This window comes from Kaistia defluvii (assembly GCF_040548815.1).
Taxonomy (GTDB): Bacteria; Pseudomonadota; Alphaproteobacteria; order Rhizobiales; family Kaistiaceae; genus Kaistia; species Kaistia defluvii_A.
Genome location: NZ_JBEPSM010000001.1, coordinates 2,732,300 through 2,749,175, shown reverse-complemented (window position 1 = coordinate 2,749,175; position 16,876 = coordinate 2,732,300). Strand labels below are relative to the sequence as shown.

The 16,876-nt window shown below is 66.8% G+C and carries 15 protein-coding genes; 6 read left to right on the top strand and 9 right to left on the bottom strand.

Annotated elements, in window-relative coordinates:
• Positions 1 to 177 precede the first annotated feature (177 nt).
• Positions 178 to 1,140: a 2-hydroxyacid dehydrogenase gene (locus ABIE08_RS12885; protein WP_354551458.1), complete on the bottom strand. Its 963-nt coding sequence runs from the start codon at positions 1,138 to 1,140 to the stop codon at positions 178 to 180.
• A gap of 230 nt (positions 1,141 to 1,370) precedes the next feature.
• On the opposite strand from ABIE08_RS12885, the gene ABIE08_RS12880 reads away from it, so the two are divergent.
• The 4 genes from ABIE08_RS12880 to hdhA all read left to right on the top strand — a co-directional run bounded on the left by ABIE08_RS12880 (position 1,371) and on the right by hdhA (position 5,205).
• Positions 1,371 to 2,270, top strand: coding sequence for an NAD(P)-dependent oxidoreductase (locus ABIE08_RS12880; protein ID WP_354551456.1), 900 nt, complete (start codon positions 1,371 to 1,373; stop codon positions 2,268 to 2,270).
• Positions 2,271 to 2,745: 475 nt separating this feature from the next.
• Positions 2,746 to 3,588 carry a cytochrome b/b6 domain-containing protein gene (locus tag ABIE08_RS12875; protein WP_354551455.1) on the top strand — a complete coding sequence of 281 codons (843 nt, stop codon included), beginning with the start codon at positions 2,746 to 2,748 and terminating at the stop codon, positions 3,586 to 3,588.
• Complete coding sequence (locus tag ABIE08_RS12870) at positions 3,578 to 4,360, top strand: molybdopterin-binding protein (protein ID WP_354551453.1); 783 nt, start codon at positions 3,578 to 3,580, stop codon at positions 4,358 to 4,360. The genes ABIE08_RS12875 and ABIE08_RS12870 overlap by 11 nt, the downstream gene beginning before the upstream one ends.
• Positions 4,361 to 4,437: 77 nt before the next feature.
• Entirely contained in the window at positions 4,438 to 5,205 is a 768-nt protein-coding gene (gene hdhA / locus ABIE08_RS12865; RefSeq protein WP_354551451.1) for a 7-alpha-hydroxysteroid dehydrogenase, read from the top strand.
• A gap of 106 nt (positions 5,206 to 5,311) precedes the next feature.
• Here hdhA and ABIE08_RS12860 read toward each other — a convergent pair whose 3' ends face one another.
• The 4 genes from ABIE08_RS12860 to ABIE08_RS12845 all read right to left on the bottom strand — a co-directional run bounded on the left by ABIE08_RS12860 (position 5,312) and on the right by ABIE08_RS12845 (position 9,727).
• Positions 5,312 to 6,511 (bottom strand): MFS transporter, encoded by a 1,200-nt coding sequence (locus ABIE08_RS12860; RefSeq protein ID WP_354551450.1) that lies wholly within the window; start codon positions 6,509 to 6,511, stop codon positions 5,312 to 5,314.
• Between the two features lie 145 nt (positions 6,512 to 6,656).
• Complete coding sequence (locus tag ABIE08_RS12855; RefSeq protein WP_354551448.1) at positions 6,657 to 7,583, bottom strand: DMT family transporter; 927 nt, start codon at positions 7,581 to 7,583, stop codon at positions 6,657 to 6,659.
• 98 nt (positions 7,584 to 7,681) lie between these two features.
• Positions 7,682 to 8,221: a MarR family winged helix-turn-helix transcriptional regulator gene (locus ABIE08_RS12850; RefSeq protein WP_354551447.1), complete on the bottom strand. Its 540-nt coding sequence runs from the start codon at positions 8,219 to 8,221 to the stop codon at positions 7,682 to 7,684.
• Between the two features lie 63 nt (positions 8,222 to 8,284).
• Complete coding sequence (locus ABIE08_RS12845; RefSeq protein WP_354551445.1) at positions 8,285 to 9,727, bottom strand: outer membrane beta-barrel protein; 1,443 nt, start codon at positions 9,725 to 9,727, stop codon at positions 8,285 to 8,287.
• 188 nt (positions 9,728 to 9,915) lie between these two features.
• On the opposite strand from ABIE08_RS12845, the gene ABIE08_RS12840 reads away from it, so the two are divergent.
• Positions 9,916 to 10,929, top strand: a complete 1,014-nt coding sequence (locus ABIE08_RS12840; protein WP_354551443.1) for a KpsF/GutQ family sugar-phosphate isomerase — start codon at positions 9,916 to 9,918, stop codon at positions 10,927 to 10,929.
• Between the two features lie 264 nt (positions 10,930 to 11,193).
• Here the strand turns inward: ABIE08_RS12840 and ABIE08_RS12835 are convergent, their stop codons facing one another.
• The 3 genes from ABIE08_RS12835 to hemH form a co-directional block, all read right to left on the bottom strand.
• Complete coding sequence (locus tag ABIE08_RS12835) at positions 11,194 to 11,640, bottom strand: NfeD family protein (protein ID WP_354551442.1); 447 nt, start codon at positions 11,638 to 11,640, stop codon at positions 11,194 to 11,196.
• Positions 11,640 to 12,629: an SPFH domain-containing protein gene (locus tag ABIE08_RS12830; protein ID WP_354551440.1), complete on the bottom strand. Its 990-nt coding sequence runs from the start codon at positions 12,627 to 12,629 to the stop codon at positions 11,640 to 11,642. The genes ABIE08_RS12835 and ABIE08_RS12830 overlap by 1 nt, the downstream gene beginning before the upstream one ends.
• A gap of 77 nt (positions 12,630 to 12,706) precedes the next feature.
• Positions 12,707 to 13,759, bottom strand: coding sequence for a ferrochelatase (gene hemH / locus ABIE08_RS12825; protein WP_354551438.1), 1,053 nt, complete (start codon positions 13,757 to 13,759; stop codon positions 12,707 to 12,709).
• Between the two features lie 172 nt (positions 13,760 to 13,931).
• Here hemH and ABIE08_RS12820 point away from each other — a divergent pair, with 172 nt between their 5' ends.
• A complete protein-coding gene (locus ABIE08_RS12820) occupies positions 13,932 to 15,434 on the top strand; it encodes a bifunctional metallophosphatase/5'-nucleotidase (protein ID WP_354551436.1) in 1,503 nt (500 codons plus the stop codon).
• 182 nt (positions 15,435 to 15,616) lie between these two features.
• Here the strand turns inward: ABIE08_RS12820 and ABIE08_RS12815 are convergent, their stop codons facing one another.
• On the bottom strand, positions 15,617 to 16,744 hold the full coding sequence (locus ABIE08_RS12815; protein ID WP_354551435.1) for a TRAP transporter substrate-binding protein: 1,128 nt from the start codon (positions 16,742 to 16,744) through the stop codon (positions 15,617 to 15,619).
• Positions 16,745 to 16,876 lie beyond the last annotated feature (132 nt).

The following is a 16,876-nucleotide window of genomic DNA, read 5'->3' as shown; positions in this document are numbered from 1 at the left end:
TTGAGAAAAGAAGAAGCCGGCAATCAAGGGATTGCCGGCTGCCAAAGATCTCGGGCGTCCCACGCATCCTCCGCGGCCGACCCCTCCCCTTGAGGGAGGGGGCGCCTGCGCGAGCCCATATCTCGGGGCAAGATGCCCCTCTCCCCGAGGGAGAGGGGCTTCCAAAAGGCCTGCGCCTTACTTCTTCCAGCCGGTGAAAGGCGTCTCGGAGACGGGGCTGAGCGGCGGCTTGCCGTCGAGCCAGGCGGTCAGGTTATCGATGACGCGCTGGCCCATGGCGTCGCGCGTGAACACCGAGGCCGAGCCGACATGCGGCAGCAGCACGGCGTTTTCGAGCGCGATCAGCTCGGCGGGAACCTGCGGCTCCTTCTCGAACACGTCGAGGCCGGCGGCGGCGATCCGCTTTTCCTGCAGCGCCTTGATCAGCTCCGCCTCGTCGACGACGGTGCCGCGGCCGATATTGATCAGCACGCCGCGGGGGCCGAGAGCGTCGAGCACGGCGCGGTTGATGACCTTCTCGGTCGAGGCGCCGCCGGGCAGGACGCTCAGCAGCGTGTCGACGGCCCCGGCCATCTCGGTCAGGTCGGCGTAATACTTGTAGGAGACGTCCTCGGCCGGGCGGCGGTTGTGATAGACGACCGGGACGCCGAAGGCTTCGAGGCGGTGGGCGATGGCCTTGCCGATGCGGCCGAGGCCGACAATGCCGACCGTGCGGTCGCGCAGCGAGCCGCTGAGCGGATAGTTGGCGGTCGGCCACTTGCCGGCGCGCAGATAGCGCTCGGAAGCGGAAAGCTCGCGCACCGTCATCAGCAGCAGGCCGAGCGCGGTGTCGGCGACTTCCTCGGTCAGCACGTCCGGCGTGTTGGTGACGATGATACCCTTGGTGGCCGCGTATTTCGCATCGACCAGGTCATAGCCGACGCCGAAGCTCGCCACGATCTCGAGCGCCGGCAGCTTGTCGATCAGCGCGGCATCGACGGCGCCACCCACGGCGACCGCCTGGATGCGCGGCGCGACTTCGGCGAGCAGGGCGGCGGGGTCCTTGGCGTCATAGAGGCGATGCACGGTGAACTTGGCGTCGAGGGCATCGTTGACGTTCTTTTGCATGCGCCCGGGCATGAGAAGTTCGGGCCGAGACATGGGGGCTCCTTGCGGCTGGCTGTGCGCGAACCCGGTTGGCGCAGCGCCGGCACCGGATTCGTGTGATCGGTAACATGATTTCGGCGATCGATCCCGGCTGATCTGTGCCGTCGATCCGACCCTGTGGTGTTTCCTCGCGGGACTGGCGGTGGTTTGCCTTGTCCTGAACCGGTTTCGCACTCTAATCTGCGAATGAAATCAAATGCAAACACCCAGGGAGGGGTTGCGTCATGTCGAACCGCACCGTCGGCTTTATCGGGCTTGGATTCATGGGCGAGGGGATGGCGACCAACCTGCTCACCAAGGGCAACCCGCTGCTGGTCATGGCCAATCGCCGCCGCGAGGCGGTCGAGCGGCTGCTGGCGCTCGGCGCGCATGAGGTGGCAACCCCTGCCGACATGGCGCGCGGCGCCGACGTGATCTTCCTCTGCGTGACCGGCTCGCGCGATGTCGAGCAGGTGATCGAAGGCAAGGACGGCATCCTGGCCGGCGCGCGCAAGGGACTGATCGTCATCGACTGCTCGACCGCCGAGCCGACCTCGACGTTGCGCCTCTCGGGCCGCATGGAAGCGCAGGGGGTGACGCTGGTCGATGCACCGCTGGGCGGCACGCCGGCCGGCGCCGCCGCCGGCAAGCTGCAGGCGCTGGTCGGCGCCAGCGACGAGGTGTTCGCCTCGATCCAGCCGCTGATCGCCTGCTGGGCGGCAACGATCGTGCATGTCGGCCCGGTCGGCGCCGGCCACAAGATGAAGCTGATCAACAACTTCCTCTCGCTCGGCTATGCCGCGCTCTATTCCGAGGCGCTGGCCGTCGGCCAGAAGGTCGGCATCACCCCGGACACGTTCCATTCGGTGATCAGCAAGGGCCGCATGCATTGCGGCTTCTACGATACCTTCATGAACTACGTCATCGACGGCAACGAGAACGCCCATCCGTTCACGATCTCCAACGCCTACAAGGATCTGCGCTATCTCGCGTCGATGGCGGATTCGGCCGGCGCGGTGAACACGCTGGGCGACGCGGTGAAGAACAATTTCGCCGCCATGGCCGCCTCCGGCCAGGCCGAGAAGTTCGTGCCGATGCTGGCCGACTTCATCGCCGCGCAGAACGGGACGAAGCTGAAGGGGTGAGGGGGGCGCCCAGCTGCTCTTCAGCTCTCTCTCTCTCTCTCTGAGAGATGTTGCGGAGCCACATCGCCAGGCCGCGTTTTCCTCGGTCGTCATCCCGGCGAAGGCCGGGATCCATACCCTCGCCGGCCTGGCGAATAGAAGGCTGGTTACGACTTGCTGGGCCAGTGTTCATGGGCCCCGGCCTTCGCCGGGGCGACGCGTTCCCATGCCGTTGTTTCCATTGGCTGTCATCGCGCTTGCCCCCCGCTTCCTAAGGGAGAGACAACGCCACGGCAGGCGTTCCCTGGACCCTCCTTCGAGGCCCGGCTTCGCCGGGCACCTCAGGATGATGATCGTGTTTTAGGAATAACCTCCTCGGCGAATGGCTTGGCCCCTGCACCTTCGCGAAACTTCGCGGGCGAAAAGAGCGTAGAATGGTTGGGCCCGGAAAAGGGGCGGCCGTTTCGACCGCGTGCCGGGCCGGCGGAGTCCGGCCATGTCTGCGATCTCGGAAGAAGGCGTCCCGCGACGCCAACTGATCTATCGCCACCGTCTCGTGGTCCGGATCACCCACTGGATCAACGTGCTCTGCATCACCGTGCTGCTGATGAGCGGGATGCAGATCTTCAACGCCCATCCAGCCCTGTATCTGGGCCAGCGCTCGCATTTCGACAGCCCGGTGCTGGCGATGCGGCAGGCGCCCAATACCGACGACAACCCCGTCGGCCTTACCACTATCCTCGGCCATGACTTCACCACCACGGGCGTGCTGGGCGTGTCGCGCGAAAATGGCGCTTCCGTCGAGCGCGGTTTCCCGAGCTGGGCGACGCTGCCGAGCTTCCAGGATCTCGCCACCGGACGACGCTGGCACTTCTTCTTCGCCTGGCTGTTCGTTGCCAACGGCCTCGTCTACCTCGCCTGGAGCCTCGCCTCCGGCCATCTGCGCGAACTGGTGCCCGACCGCGACCAGCTCCGCCATATCGGCGCGTCCATCTGGGAGCACATGCGGCTGAAATTTCCGCGAGGGGACGAGGCGCGTCACTACAACGTGCTGCAGAAGCTCGCCTATTTCGGCATCGCCTTGGTCGTGCTGCCGCTGCTGGTCCTGGCCGGCCTCGCCATGTCGCCGGGCATCGACGCAGCCTTTCCCTGGCTCGTCGATCTCTTCGGGGGCCGGCAGACGGCGCGCACAATCCACTTCGTCTGCGCTACGCTGGTGGTGCTGTTCATCCTTGTCCACCTCGTCATGGTGCTGATCTCCGGCGTCTTCAACAATCTGCGCTCGATGATCACTGGCAATTACGCCATCGAACCCGAGGAGAAGTCCGATGCGCGCTGACAAGGTGTTCGACCGCCGCGGTTTCCTCAAGCGCGCCTTCGTGCTTGGCGGGACGCTGGTGCTTGCCGGTTGCGACCAGCTTTCCAGTTCTGACTGGTTTCGCCGCATGCTGTTCCGGGCGGAAAACCTGACCCGCACGACGCAGCGCGCCATCCTCGGGCCCAATGACATGGCGCGCGAATATAGCGAGGCGGACATCTCGCCCGACTTCAAGCCGAATGGCAGCATCGATCCGCAGGACGAGGATTATCTCGCCCTGTCCGCCAATGGCTTCCAGGATTGGCGCCTGAAGGTCGGAGGGCTGGTGGAGCGGCCGATGGAATGGTCGCTGGCGGATCTGCGCGCGATGCCGTCGCGCACCCAGATCACCCGGCATGACTGCGTCGAGGGCTGGAGCTGCATCGGCAAGTGGAAGGGCGTGCCGCTGAAGGCGCTGCTCGACCAGGTCGGGCTGAAGCCGGAGGCGCGCTACATCGTGTTCTATTGCGCCGACACGCTGGAGCAGACGCTGGCCGGCGGCGCCAAATATTACGAAAGCCTCGGCTTGCCGGATGCCGAGCATGCCCAGACCATCCTCGCCTATGAGATGAACGGCGAGACCCTGCCGGTCGCGCATGGCGCGCCGCTGCGGCTGCGGGTCGAGCGCCAACTCGGCTACAAGATGGCGAAATACGTCATGCGCATCGAAGCGGTGGCCGATTTCTCGGCGATCGATGGCGGCAAGGGCGGTTTCTGGGAAGATCGCGGCTACGAATGGTATGCCGGGATCTGAACCGGCCGGTCGGATGACGCCGGTGGCGGATCGTGACAGAGTGAAGGGCGTTCCCTGGATCAATGTCGGGTGCCGTCATGACGATCAGCCAGCTTCTCAATCTCGATGCGGATGTCGCCATCGTCACGGGAGCGGCGGCGGGCATCGGCCGTGCCATCGCGATGACCCTGGCCGAAGCCGGCGCCGCGGTCGTGGTCACCGACCTGAAGCCGGAAGGCGCGATCGAGGTAGCCGACGCGATTGTCGCGAAGGGCGGCCGGGCGATCGGCATCGAATGCAACGTCACCGACGAGGCGCATCTGGCGCGCGCCGTCGAGCAGGCGGTGTCGCAATTCGGCAAGCTGACGATCCTCGTCAACAATGCCGGCGGCGGCGGACCCAAGCCGTTCGACATGCCGATGAAGGATTTTCGCTGGGCCTATGAGCTGAACGTCTTCGCGCTGTTCCGCCTGATGCAGTTGGCGGCGCCGCATATGGAGCAGGCCGGCGGCGGCGCGATCCTCAACATCTCGTCCATGTCGGGCGAGAACAAGAACCAGCGCATGGCGTCCTATGGTTCGTCCAAGGCGGCGGTCAACCATCTGACCCGCAACGCCGCCTTCGACCTCGGCCCGAAGAACATCCGCGTCAACGCCATCGCGCCCGGCGCGATCAAGACCGATGCGCTGCAGAGCGTGCTGACGCCGGAGATCGAGGCGGCGATGCTGAAGCACACGCCGCTCGGGCGGCTCGGCCGGCCCTCCGATATCGCCAATGCGGCGTTGTTCCTCTGCTCGCCGGCGGCGGCGTGGATCAGCGGCCAGGTGCTGACGGTCTCGGGCGGCGGCGTGCAGGAGCTCGACTGATCGGCTAGAGCGTTTTCGAGCGAAGTGGGTACCGGTTCGCGTGAAGAAAACGCGATCTCACAGGGAGTTAGAGCCTTTCCCCGCTTCAGGGAAACGGTGAAAGGCTCTAGGCGCGCCCGCGCCGCGAGGGCCGCAGCACGATGCGGGCAGTGCTGTTGACCACGATCGTGCCGACGACGGTGAAGACCGTCAGGCACAGGAAGGCGCCGAACAGGCCGAGCCGGTCGCCAAGGAAGCCCAGCGCCAGCACCGGCAGCGCGTTGGCGAGATAGCCGGTGATGTAGAAGGTCGAGACCCAGGTGGCGCGCCGGTCGGGCGGGGCGATGCGGTTGACCACGCCGGCGGCGCCGACGAATGCCGCGCCATAGCCGATGCCGCTGCCCAGCGTGCCGAGCACGAACAGTAGTGGCGACGCGGTCCAGATGGCGAAGGCGCAGGCGAGGATCGCCAGCGCGATCAGCGTGGTGCCGAGCACCATCGCCTTGTTGGAATCGAGCCGCTGGCTGGCGAGCTGGCTGATGCCGGCGACGAGCTGGAAGGCCGCGACGATGACGCCGGATGCCGCCTGGCTGTTCACCTTCAGCAATTCATGCACGAAGGTGACCCCGAGCCCGGCAAAGGTCGAGCCGACGGCCCAGGCGATGATCAGCGCGCCCGCCGCGACCGTGAAGGCGGCGTAGCGGCCGGTCGGAACGACGTTTGCGGCGACCGTTTGCGGCGTCTCGACGATGCGCGAGGCCGGCTGCCAGGAGGCGGTGACCAGGCCCAGGATGGCGACCAGCGCCAAGGCGGCGATCAGGATGAAGGGGAGATGCAGCGGCCAGGCATCGAAATGGAGCGCCGCCGAGCTGATCACCGGCCCGAGCGCGCAGCCGCCGGTGAAGACGGCGGTGGCGAGAACGGCATTGGCGCGTGCGTCCGCCTTGGGATCGAGCTCGATCAGGGCGGCATTGGCGATGCCGGTCAGGCCGCCCGTGCCGGCGCCGGCCAGCAGCCTTCCGATCAGCAGCGTGGCCAGATTGCCGGCCGAGGCGAAGATCAGCGCGCCGGCGATCACGATGCCGAGCGAGACGATGATCAGCAGCCGCCGGTCGGGCAGGCGGTCGGAAAGCCGTCCCAGGACGACCAGCGCGGCGAGCGTGCCGAAGGCGTAGATGGCGAAGATGAAGGCGACGGTAAATGCGTCCAGCGACCACATCACCCGGTAGCTCGTATAGAGCGGCGATGCGGCGGTGCTGTTCAGCAGCGCGACCATGATGGCGAGGGCGACGAAGAAGCGCGCCTGTCGGTTGGCGGGAAGGGCCATGGGGTATTCCGGGGAGAGCACGGTCTTGAGCCGCGCGCGGGAGCGGCGCGGAAGGGCGACGTTCGGGCGATGCGGTTCGCTGTCTTAGCGCGTTTTCGCGCGGGCGGCTGCGGCCTTTCTGCCGCGCCGGACGAGAAGCCGAGGCTCAGCCGTCCAGAACGTCGACCGGCTCCTGCCGCTCCGGCGCCTTTACGCGCTCCCGGTAGAGCAGATAGAGGCCGCTGGCGATGATGATGCTGGCGCCGACCAGGGTGCGCGGCGCCGGCACGTCGTTGAAGACGACATAGCCGAGCAGGATCATCCAGATCAGGCCCGTATACATGAACGGCGCCAGCACCGGCACGGCGGTCTGCTTGTGCGCGCGGACCAGGCACCAGTGGCCGGCGAAGGCGAGCGCGCCGGTCATGAACATGCAGACCCCGACCAGCAGGGTCGGCGGCGCGCTGATCGTCGGCAGGGCGGTCGGCGACAGCACCAGCATCGGGATCAGCGCCGAATAGAGCAGCAGGCCGGCGCTGCTGTCGGTGCGGGTCAGGAGCCGGGTCGAGAGGATGTAGAAGGCGTTGGAGAAGGCGGCGGCGAGCGACAGGAAGATCGCCGGCTTCAAGGATCCGAAGCCGGGCATGGTGATGACCAGCACGCCGACGAAGCCGACCAGGATCGCGGCCCAGCGGCGGGGCCCCGCCCATTCGCCGAGCAGCGGGCCGGCCAGCGCCGCCGTGATGAAGGGCGCGGAGAAGCCGATCGACATGGTCTGGTCGAGCTGCAACTCGTGGATGGCGAGGAAATTGAACACCGTCGAGCCGGCCAGGAACATGCCGCGCATGAATTGCAGCACCGGCCGCCGCGTCTTGTAGAGCGCGATGGCGCGCCACGGCTGGAACACCAGGATGGCGAGCAGGACCTGGACTGCGAAGCGGAGCCAGACCACCTCCATGACCGGCACGAACTGGCCCGCATATTTGGCGCAGGCGTCGGTGCAGGCGAACAGCAGCATGGCGAGCGAGTAGATGGCGATGCCGCGCAGGCGCAGCGTGGCCTCCGCATCGGCGGTCGGCAACGGGGAAGACATCCGGACTCCGGGAAGTCGGTCGGGGGAGGATGCCCGTGAGGGGGCAGGCGCTATCGGCGATCGGGCCTTGCCCAATCAAGCAGATTGCGCCGCCCGGCTCAAGCCGCCGTTTCGGCGTTCTCCGGCGCGAGAGCGGCTGCGTCCGCCTTCGATTCCGTGTCCGGCTCGGCTTCCGGCTCGTCGATCGCGTCGTCTTCGCCATCCTCGGGGATGGCCGAGAGGTTGCGCTCGATCTGGCGCAGCAGCTTGCGCAGGCGCTTGACGTCCTTGTCGTCGAGACCGGCGAGCGCTTCCTTTTCGAGGCGCTTCCAGCCCTTGTCGATGTCGACGATGGCGTCGCGGCCCTGCTGCGTCAGATAGACATGCGCCTGGCGGCCGTCGCCCTTGGAGGCCTTGCGCTCGACATAGCCCTGGGCGGCGAGGCGGCTCACCATCTTGGTGACGGTGGGCGGCTGCACGGCCAGTGATTGCGCCAGCTGGCTCATCGAGAGGCCATCCTGCTCGGAGAGCGTCTTCAGAACGCTGTCCTGGCCGGGATGGAGCCCGATCCGCGCGAGATGACTACCTGAACGCCCACGAGCGGCACGCGCTGTCTGGGCGAGGCGGAAGGTGATCGTTTTGCGGTGATTGAAGGCCATGATATCCCGCATAACCGGTGAACGTGTCGGGTTGATGACACGGCAAACGAAATCAGCTGAAAATCAACGCTGCAGGCGCAGACCGACCGTGACGGTGGTGGTCGGATAGTCTCCGCCCGGCTGGGCACTCTTGTAGTATTCCTGCGAGAAACGGCCGACAAGCCAGGCGGCGCGATTGATTTTCCACGTCACCCCGAAGCCGGCTTCATAGGTCACGTCGGCGGCGTTGATGCCCTGGTAGTCCTGGTACTGATAGCCGAGGTCGGCCTCGAGCGTCAGGTTGCGGCGCAGCGCATGCTGGGCCTTCAGCCCGACATCGTAGACGATCGAGCCGGCCGAGCTCGAATCCGTCGTTGGATCGACATAGGTGGCGGCGCGCAGCGTGAAATTGGTCAGCTCGGTCGGCGCCCACAACACACTGCCGTCGATGGTCATGGCGTTCAGCGGCTGGAACGCATTGTCGTCATAGCGCTCGTGATGCCAGCCGATGGCGAGTTCGCCCCGGAGCACCGGATCGGCCGAATAGGCGATGCCGCCGCGCAGCGTCACGCCCTGGCTGGCGCGGCTGAAGCCGTTGGGATCGATCTTCTGGCGGAAGCTGCGGTCGGAGACCTCGGCCTCGACGAAGGGGGTGAGAACCGGCGTCACCTCGTAGCCGACGCGGGCGGCGGCGCTGACCAGCGTGTTGTCGCGATAGCCCTGCGGGATGGTGACGTCGCCGGCCTTGCCGTCCTCATAGCCGGAATAGGCGATGTTGCTGCGCAGCTGCAGCACGGTGCGGCCCAGCGTGCCATCCAGCGTCGCCCCGGCCGCATAGGTGTTGATCCCCGGCGGGTTGTCGACGCCGGTCGGGTAATCGAGGTTGGAGAGCGACTGCGTCTCGTAATTATAGGCCGCCCGCAGCCGCAGCGCCCAGTCGCGCGGCAGGTCGATGCGGGCATTGGCTTCGGCATCCACGGTCGGCTTCGGCGCGACGGAGGTGTCGGTGAAATAGTCGTAGGTGCCGTGGAACTTGAAGTCGAGCGCATGCCGGCTCCAGTCCGACTTGACGATCAGGTCCGGCACCAGAGTCAGCAGCCCCGACGGTCCCCCGGTCGCGGAACCCGCCGCGTTCGAGGTATAGCCGCCGCGCAGTTCGATCGAAGGCAGCACGGTAAAGCTGCCCATGCGGATGCCGAGCGGGTCGTAGCTGGAGGCATCGAGCGCATCGGCGGTGCGGTTGCGCGGCCGGGCCGGCTCGTCCTCCTCGGCGATGATCGGCGCGATGCGCTCGGTACGCACGGCGCGGCCGGTTTGCAGCGGCTCGTCGCGGCCGGTGCCGGTGGTCTCGGTCGGCAGGGTGAGGTCGACGGCGGCCTGTCCGTCGCTGCCGCGCAGGCTGCCGAAAGCGTCGATGTCGTCGAGCAGAGCGGCCGGCAGGGCGGCGTCCTGGGCCCGGGCAACCGTCGTCGATGCGAGCGCCGTGAGGAGCGCCGCCGACAGGATGAGCCGGACTGGAATGTGCATTGCCGCTTGCCGTGGCCTTCTGACGAAAACGGGTAGCGACCGGCGAGCCGGACACTATGGTTTCCGAACCGTAAACGGCCTTGGTTAAGAGAAGGTTGTCACGGCCTCTCCGCCGCACAGCGTTTTCCGGCGGCGCGGGCAAGTCGGGCATGCTAAAAGCCCGCCAGAAAACGGATGCGGAGTGAACGATGCCGGTGGCGGGCAAGACAGGCGAACATCTGGTGAGCGTGGACATGGCGGGTCCGTCGGTCGCCTCGGCGCTCAGGACGCTGGAAAGCGAGCGCGCCGGCCTCGATGCCCTGGCCGCCGCCTTCGCCGGGCCGCTGGCCGCGCCCTTCGCCGAAGTCGTGGACATGATCCGCGCCCATGGCGGCCGCGTCGTCGTCACTGGCGTCGGCAAGAGCGGCCATGTCGGCGTCAAGATCGCGGCGACGCTGGCGTCCACCGGCACGCCGGCCTTCTTCGTCCACGCCGCCGAGGCGAGCCATGGCGATCTCGGCATGGTCGGCCGCGACGACATCATCCTGGCGCTGTCCTGGTCGGGCGAGACGGCGGAACTGCGCGCCGTGGTCGAATATGCGAGCCGTTTCCGCACGCCGCTGATCGCCGTCACCTCCAATGCCGACAGCACGCTCGGCCGCCAGGCGAGCCATGTGCTGGCGCTGCCGCGCGCGGAGGAGGCCTGCCCGCATGGCCTCGCGCCGACGACCTCGGCGGTGATGCAGCTGGCGCTGGGCGATGCGCTCGCCATCGCTCTGCTCGAGACGCGCGGCTTCACGGCGCAGGATTTCCGCCTGTTCCATCCCGGCGGCAAACTGGGTGCCAGCCTGCATTTCGTCCGCGACGTGATGCACAAGGGCGCGTCGATGCCCGTGGCTCATTCCGGCGCGCCGATGACGGAAGCGATCGTCACGATGACCGCGAAGGGGCTTGGCTGCCTCGGCGTGATCGACGGCGACGGCGCGCTGATCGGCATGATCACGGATGGCGACCTGCGCCGTCATATCGGGCCGGATTTGCTGTCGCGCAGCGTCGACCAGGTGATGACCCGCTCGCCGAAGACGATCCAGCCGGACATGCTGGTGGGCGCGGCGATCGACCGGCTGAACGCCGCCAAGATCACCGTGCTGTTCGTGGTCGAAGGCGACCGGCCGGTCGGCGTGCTGCACATGCACGACCTGCTGCGGATCGGCGTGGCGTAGCGAAGATTCCCTTCATCTTTGACCTCGGAAGAGGTTGCTCACGCTGAGGACAGACTGACAGGCTGAGGCTATTTGGACGCTCGTCGCCCCGGCGAAGGCCGGGGCCCATGAACACCGGCCAGGCAAGAAGTGGCCAGCCTTCGTTCCACAAGACGGTGTGTCTGGATCCCGGCCTTCGCCGGGATGACGCCCGAGTGATCCCGATTTCGCGTTTCAACGACGAGGCTGCGCCAAGGGTTATCCCGACAGGTGAGATCGACGCGCCTACGCCGCCACGACCTTCAGAACGGCGCCGTCGAAGCCGGTGACGCGGACGCGGGTGCCGGATGGCAGGTCGGGGCCGGTGACGCTCCAGGTCGTGTCATCGATGCGGATGCGGCCATGGCCGTTGGAAATCGCCTCGGCCAGAGGATAGACGCCGCCGACGAAGCGCGCCGCGCGCTGGTTCAGATGCGGCTGGTCGCCCGGGCGACGCTCGCGCGAATAGAAGCGCCGGCCGAGAATGACCAGGACCAGTGCCAGCGCGACGAACAGGATCGCCTGTGCCTGCCAGCTCACCACGACGAGAAGCGCCAGCGCGCCGACGATCAGCGCGGCGATGCCGAACCACAGGAAGAAGGCGCCGGGCGCCAGCACCTCGACGCCGAGCAGCAGCAGGCCGAGGATCCACCAGCTCCATGGGCCGAGCTGCCGGACCGCCTCGACGATCATCAGAACGATCCTTCGCCGGAACGCGGCACGCTGGAGGTCTGGCGGCGGCGCTGGGCGGGTTCCGGGTCCGGGCCGCCAAAGGCGCCGCGCGCGAGCTCCGCGATGCCGCCGATCGAGCCGATCAGCGCCGTCGCCTCGACGGGCAGCATCAGCACCTTCTGGTTGGGGGCGGAGGCGAGCTTTTCCAGCGCCTTGGTATAGCCCTGCGCGACGAAATAGTTGATCGCCTGCACGTCGCCGGCCGCGATCGCCTTGCTGACCAGCTCGGTCGCCTTGGCCTCGGCTTCCGCCGAGCGCTCGCGCGCCTCGGCATCGCGGAAGGCGGCCTCGCGCCGGCCCTCGGCCTGCAGGATCTGCGCCTGCTTTTCGCCCTCGGCCTTCAGGATGGCCGACTGGCGCGCGCCCTCCGCCTCAAGGATCTGGGCGCGCTTCTCGCGCTCCGCCTTCATCTGCCGGCCCATGGAATCGACGAGATCGGCCGGCGGCACGATGTCCTTGATCTCGATGCGGGTGATCTTGATGCCCCAGGAAGCGGCGGCGGAATCGACGACGCGCAGCAGCCTGTCATTGATCTCGTCGCGATGCGACAGCAGCTGGTCGAGATCCATCGAGCCCATGACGGTACGGATATTGGTCATGGTCAGATTCAGCAGCGCGTTCTTGAGGCCGTTCACCTCATAGGCGGCTCGGGCGGCGTCCAGCACCTGGTAGAAGGCCACGCCATCGACCGAGACGGTGGCGTTGTCCTTGGTGATGATTTCCTGCGTCGGGACGTCGAGCACCTGCTCCATCATGTTCATCTTCGCGCCGATGCGGTCGATGAAGGGGACGATCAGGTTGAGGCCGGGCGACAGGGTGCGGGTATAGCGGCTGAACCGCTCCACCGTATAACTATGACCTTGCGGCACGGTCTTGATGCCGGCGATCAGCACCAGAATGACAAGAACGACGACCACCAGCACCGTGATGTCGAAACCGAAAAATCCCATCGCCCAATCCCTCTGCCACGCCTGTCGCGGTCAGAGGAGGTGTAGGGATTTCGATCCGGCGACGCAATTGGCGCCGGTCACACCCAGCCGAGCAGTTCGCGGCGCACGAGGTGTTCCAGCAGCGCCATGCCTTCCGGGCTGTCGTTGAGACAGGGAAGGGCGGCAAACTGCTCGCCGCCATGGTGGCGGAAGATCTCGGCGTTCTCGCCGGCGATTTCTTCCAGCGTCTCGACGCAATCGGCCGAGAAGCCAGGCGTCACCACGGCGATGCGCTTGACGCCGGCCTTGGCCAGCGCCTCGACGGTCTTGTCGGTATAGGGCTGCAGCCATTCCGCCTTGCCGAAGCGCGATTGGAAGGTCGCGCGCAGCTTGTCCTTTGGCCAGCCAAGCTGTTCGCGCAGCAGGCGGGCGGTCTTCACGCAATGGCAGTGATAGGGGTCGCCCAGCTCAAGATTGCGCTTGGGCAGGCCGTGGAACGAGGCGAGCACGATCTCCGGCTCGAAATCGAGCGCCGCGATCGAGCGCTCGACCGAGGTGGCGAGCGCCGCGATATAGACCGGGTCGTCGTGATAGGCCGGCATGGTGCGGACGGCCGGCTGCCAGCGCATGGTGCGCAGCTTGTCGAAGGCCTTGTCGTTGACCGTCGCCGTCGTCGTCGCGGAATATTGCGGATAGAGCGGGGCGATCAGGATCCGGTCGCAGCCCGCGCGCTTCAGCCCGTCGATCTTTTCCGCGATCGAGGGGGTGCCATAGCGCATCGCCCACTCGACGACGATCTTGCCATTGTCGGCAAAGGCGGCGGAGAGCTTGTCGGACTGCGAGCGGGTGATGGTGCGCAAGGGCGATTCGTTGCGCTCCTTGTTCCAGATCGACTCGTAGTTCTTGCCGGACTTCTGCGGGCGCGTCGTCAGGATGACGCCGTTCAGCAGCGGCCACCAGATCAGCTTCGGCACCTCGATGACGCGCGGATCCGAAAGGAATTCCTTCAGATAGCGCCGCATCGACCAATAGTCGGTCGCATCCGGCGTTCCGAGATTGACGAGGAGCACGCCGACCCGGCCGATCGAAATCGGCGGGTGGTCGGCAGGCTTGCTCTTGGGAGGGGCGATATCGGCGGTCTGGCTGGTCATCGTGCCGGAACTTACCCTCAACCTCGCGCGGCGCGAAGGGGCAGGGTGCATTTTCATCCGTCGCGCGTTGTCGCAGCGCCGTTCGGGCGCGTCGGCGCTATGCGATTGCAACATGAGCATGGCATGCTCAGGCCACGCGCCCCTCGCACAACCCTGACCGGAGATCGCCCTCATGTTCGGACGCCAGCGCAGCCTGCGATTCGGCCTTCTCGCCTTCGCCGCCCTTGTCGCGATGCCGTCATGGGCCGCGCCGGTGACGATCACCTTCGTGCAGACCAACGACATCGACCGGATAGAGGAGCTGGACGGTCGCGGTGGTTTTGCCAAGCTGGCCACGGTCGTCGAGGCCGAGCGCGCCAAGGGGCCGACTCTGTTCGTCCATTCCGGCGACACCATCTCGCCGTCGCTGCTCTCGGGCATCGACAAGGGCGTCCATATCATCGACATCCTCAACCAGATGAAGGTCGATGTGATGACTCCCGGCAATCACGAATTCGATTTCGGGCCGGACGTTTTTCACGCGCGCATCGGCGAGGCGACCTTTCCCGTTGTCACCTCGAACATCCGCGAAAAGGACGGCAGCCAGCCGAAGAACACGGTCGACGAGAAGATCGTCGATATCGAGGGCATCAAGATCGGCTTCTACGGCCTGACCACCGAGGACACGCCGGTGGTCGCCACCTCGGGCGACACGGTCTTCAATTCCTCGATCGAGACCGGCAAGGCCAAGGGCAAGGCGCTGCGCGAGGCGGGCGCGGATTTCGTCGTCGCGGTCGTCCACACGCCGCTTTCGGTCGATATCGCGCTGGTGCGCAACCACGCCGCCGATCTGGTGCTGTCCGGCCATGACGAGCACCTGCTGACCTTCTTCGACGGCAAGACGGCGCTGACGGAATCCGGCGCGCAGGCGGAAAGCATCGTCGTCACGCGGGTGACGATCGACAAGAGCGAGAAGGACGGCAAGACCAAGGTCGACTGGCGGCCGCATTTCGAGATCATCGACAGCGCCACGGTGACGCCAGATCCGAAGATCGCCGGCGTGGTGAAGGGCTATCAGGACAAGCTCGACGCCGAGCTGAAGGTCGAGATCGGCACCACGCAGACGCCGCTCGACAGCCGTCGCGCCACGGTGCGCGGCGAGGAGGCGGCGATCGGCGACCTGATCGCCGATGCGATGCGCGCCTCGGTCGGCGCCGACATCGCCCTCACCAATGGCGGCGGCATCCGCGCCGACAAGGAATATCCGGCCGGCACCGTGCTGACCCGGGCCGACGTCTTCAGCGAGCTGCCCTTCGGCAACAAGACGGTGAAGCTGGCCGTCACCGGCAAGGCGCTGAAGGCGGCGCTCGAAAGCGGCTTCAGCCTCGCCGAGGCGGCCGCCGGCCGCTTCCCGCAGGTCTCGGGTCTCGTCGTCGAGGTCGACCTGAAGCAACTGCCCGGCATGCGGGTGAAGAGCGTCACGGTGAACGGCGCGCCGCTCGATCCGGACAAGAAATACACGCTCGCCACCAACGACTATGTCGCCGATGGCGGCGACGGCTATGTCGCGTTCAAGGATGCGGCGCGGCTGATCAGCCCGGTCGACGCCAAGCTGATGGCGAGCGACGTGATCGACTATATCGCGGCGCGGAAGACGATCGCGCCGAAGCCTGAAGGTCGGATCGTGTTCCGTTAGGTTCGGGGCGGTCAGGAAAGACCCTCACCCCAGCCCTCTCCCGCGAGCGGGAGAGGGGGATCGCCGGCTCCCGGCATTTCCCAAGTTTCAGCGGGACTGGCACACTCCGCCATCATCCTGAGGTGCTTCGCTTCAGCGAAGCCTCGAAGGAGGATCCACCGGTGGGACGATGGGCTTGAACCCTAGAGCCCCTTGGCCTGCTGGGCGAAGCCGAAGCTCTCGAACGAGAATTCGGCGACACGGAACGACTGGTAGATCTGGTCGCGGAACAGCTTCCACGGCTCGTAGATCGCCTTGAAGCGCGGGTGCTCTGCCGCGAGTTCGGCATAGAGCTCGAACGACGCCTTGTAGGTGGCCTCCAGCAGGTCCGTCGGGAAGGGCCGCAGTTGCACCCCCTTGTCGATCAGGCTGCGGATGGCCGTGTTGTTGCGCACATCGTAGCGGGCGAGCATCTCGTGCGAGGCCTGGCCGGCGGCCGTGCGGAGCGCCACCTTGTAGAGCTCCGGCAGCGCCTCGAAGGCCGGGCGGTTGACGAGCAGGTGGACGGACGGTCCGCCCTCCCACCAGCCGGGATAGTAGTAATAGGGCGCGACCTTGTAGAAGCCGAACTTCTCGTCCTCATACGGCCCGCCCCATTCGGCGGCGTCGATCGTGCCATCGGCCAGGGCGGCATAGATCCCCTCGGGCGCGATCTGCTGCGGCTCGACGCCCAGCCGGGCGAGCACGGTGCCGCCGACGCCGGCAATCCGCATCTTCATGCCGGCGATCTCCGGCAGGCTGCGGATCTCGCGCCGGAACCAGCCGCCCATCTGCGCGCCCGTATTGCCGACGACGAAGGAGACCAGGTCGTAATTGGCATAGAAGGTGTCGAGCAGGTGCTGGCCGCCGCCATCCGTTATCCAGGCGTCCTGCATCCGGGCGTTCATGCCGAAGGGCAGGGCGGTGCCGATCGCGAAGGCGGGGTCGAGATCCATATAATAGTAGGAACAGGTCTGGTGCGCCTGGATGGCGCCGTTGCGCACGGCGTCGAGCGTCTCGGCGCCGGGCGCCAAATGGCCGGGCGTCTCGATCTCGATGCGAAACCGGCCGCCGGTCAGCGCCGCGATCGTGCGCGCCATCGCCTCGGCGCTGCCGTGAATGGTTTCGAGCGAGGCGGGGAAGCTCGATTGCAGCCGCCAGACGATGTCGGGCAGGCTGGACGTCACGGCGGGGGCGGCCAGCGCGGGCGTGGCGGCGCCTGCCACCGCCACGCCCGGGGCGATGACGGCGGTGCGGAGGAACGTGCGTCGATCCGGTCGGTTCGGAGCCATTCCTTACCTCCTGGTTGGTCAGGGCAGCCATCGCGGCCGGGACTCAACGCCTTTCGGCGGCTGTCTCGGCCTGGGCTGCCGGCGTCCGGGGGAACGCCTATGGGGGGCTCGGTGGGTAGCCGGCAGAGTTGG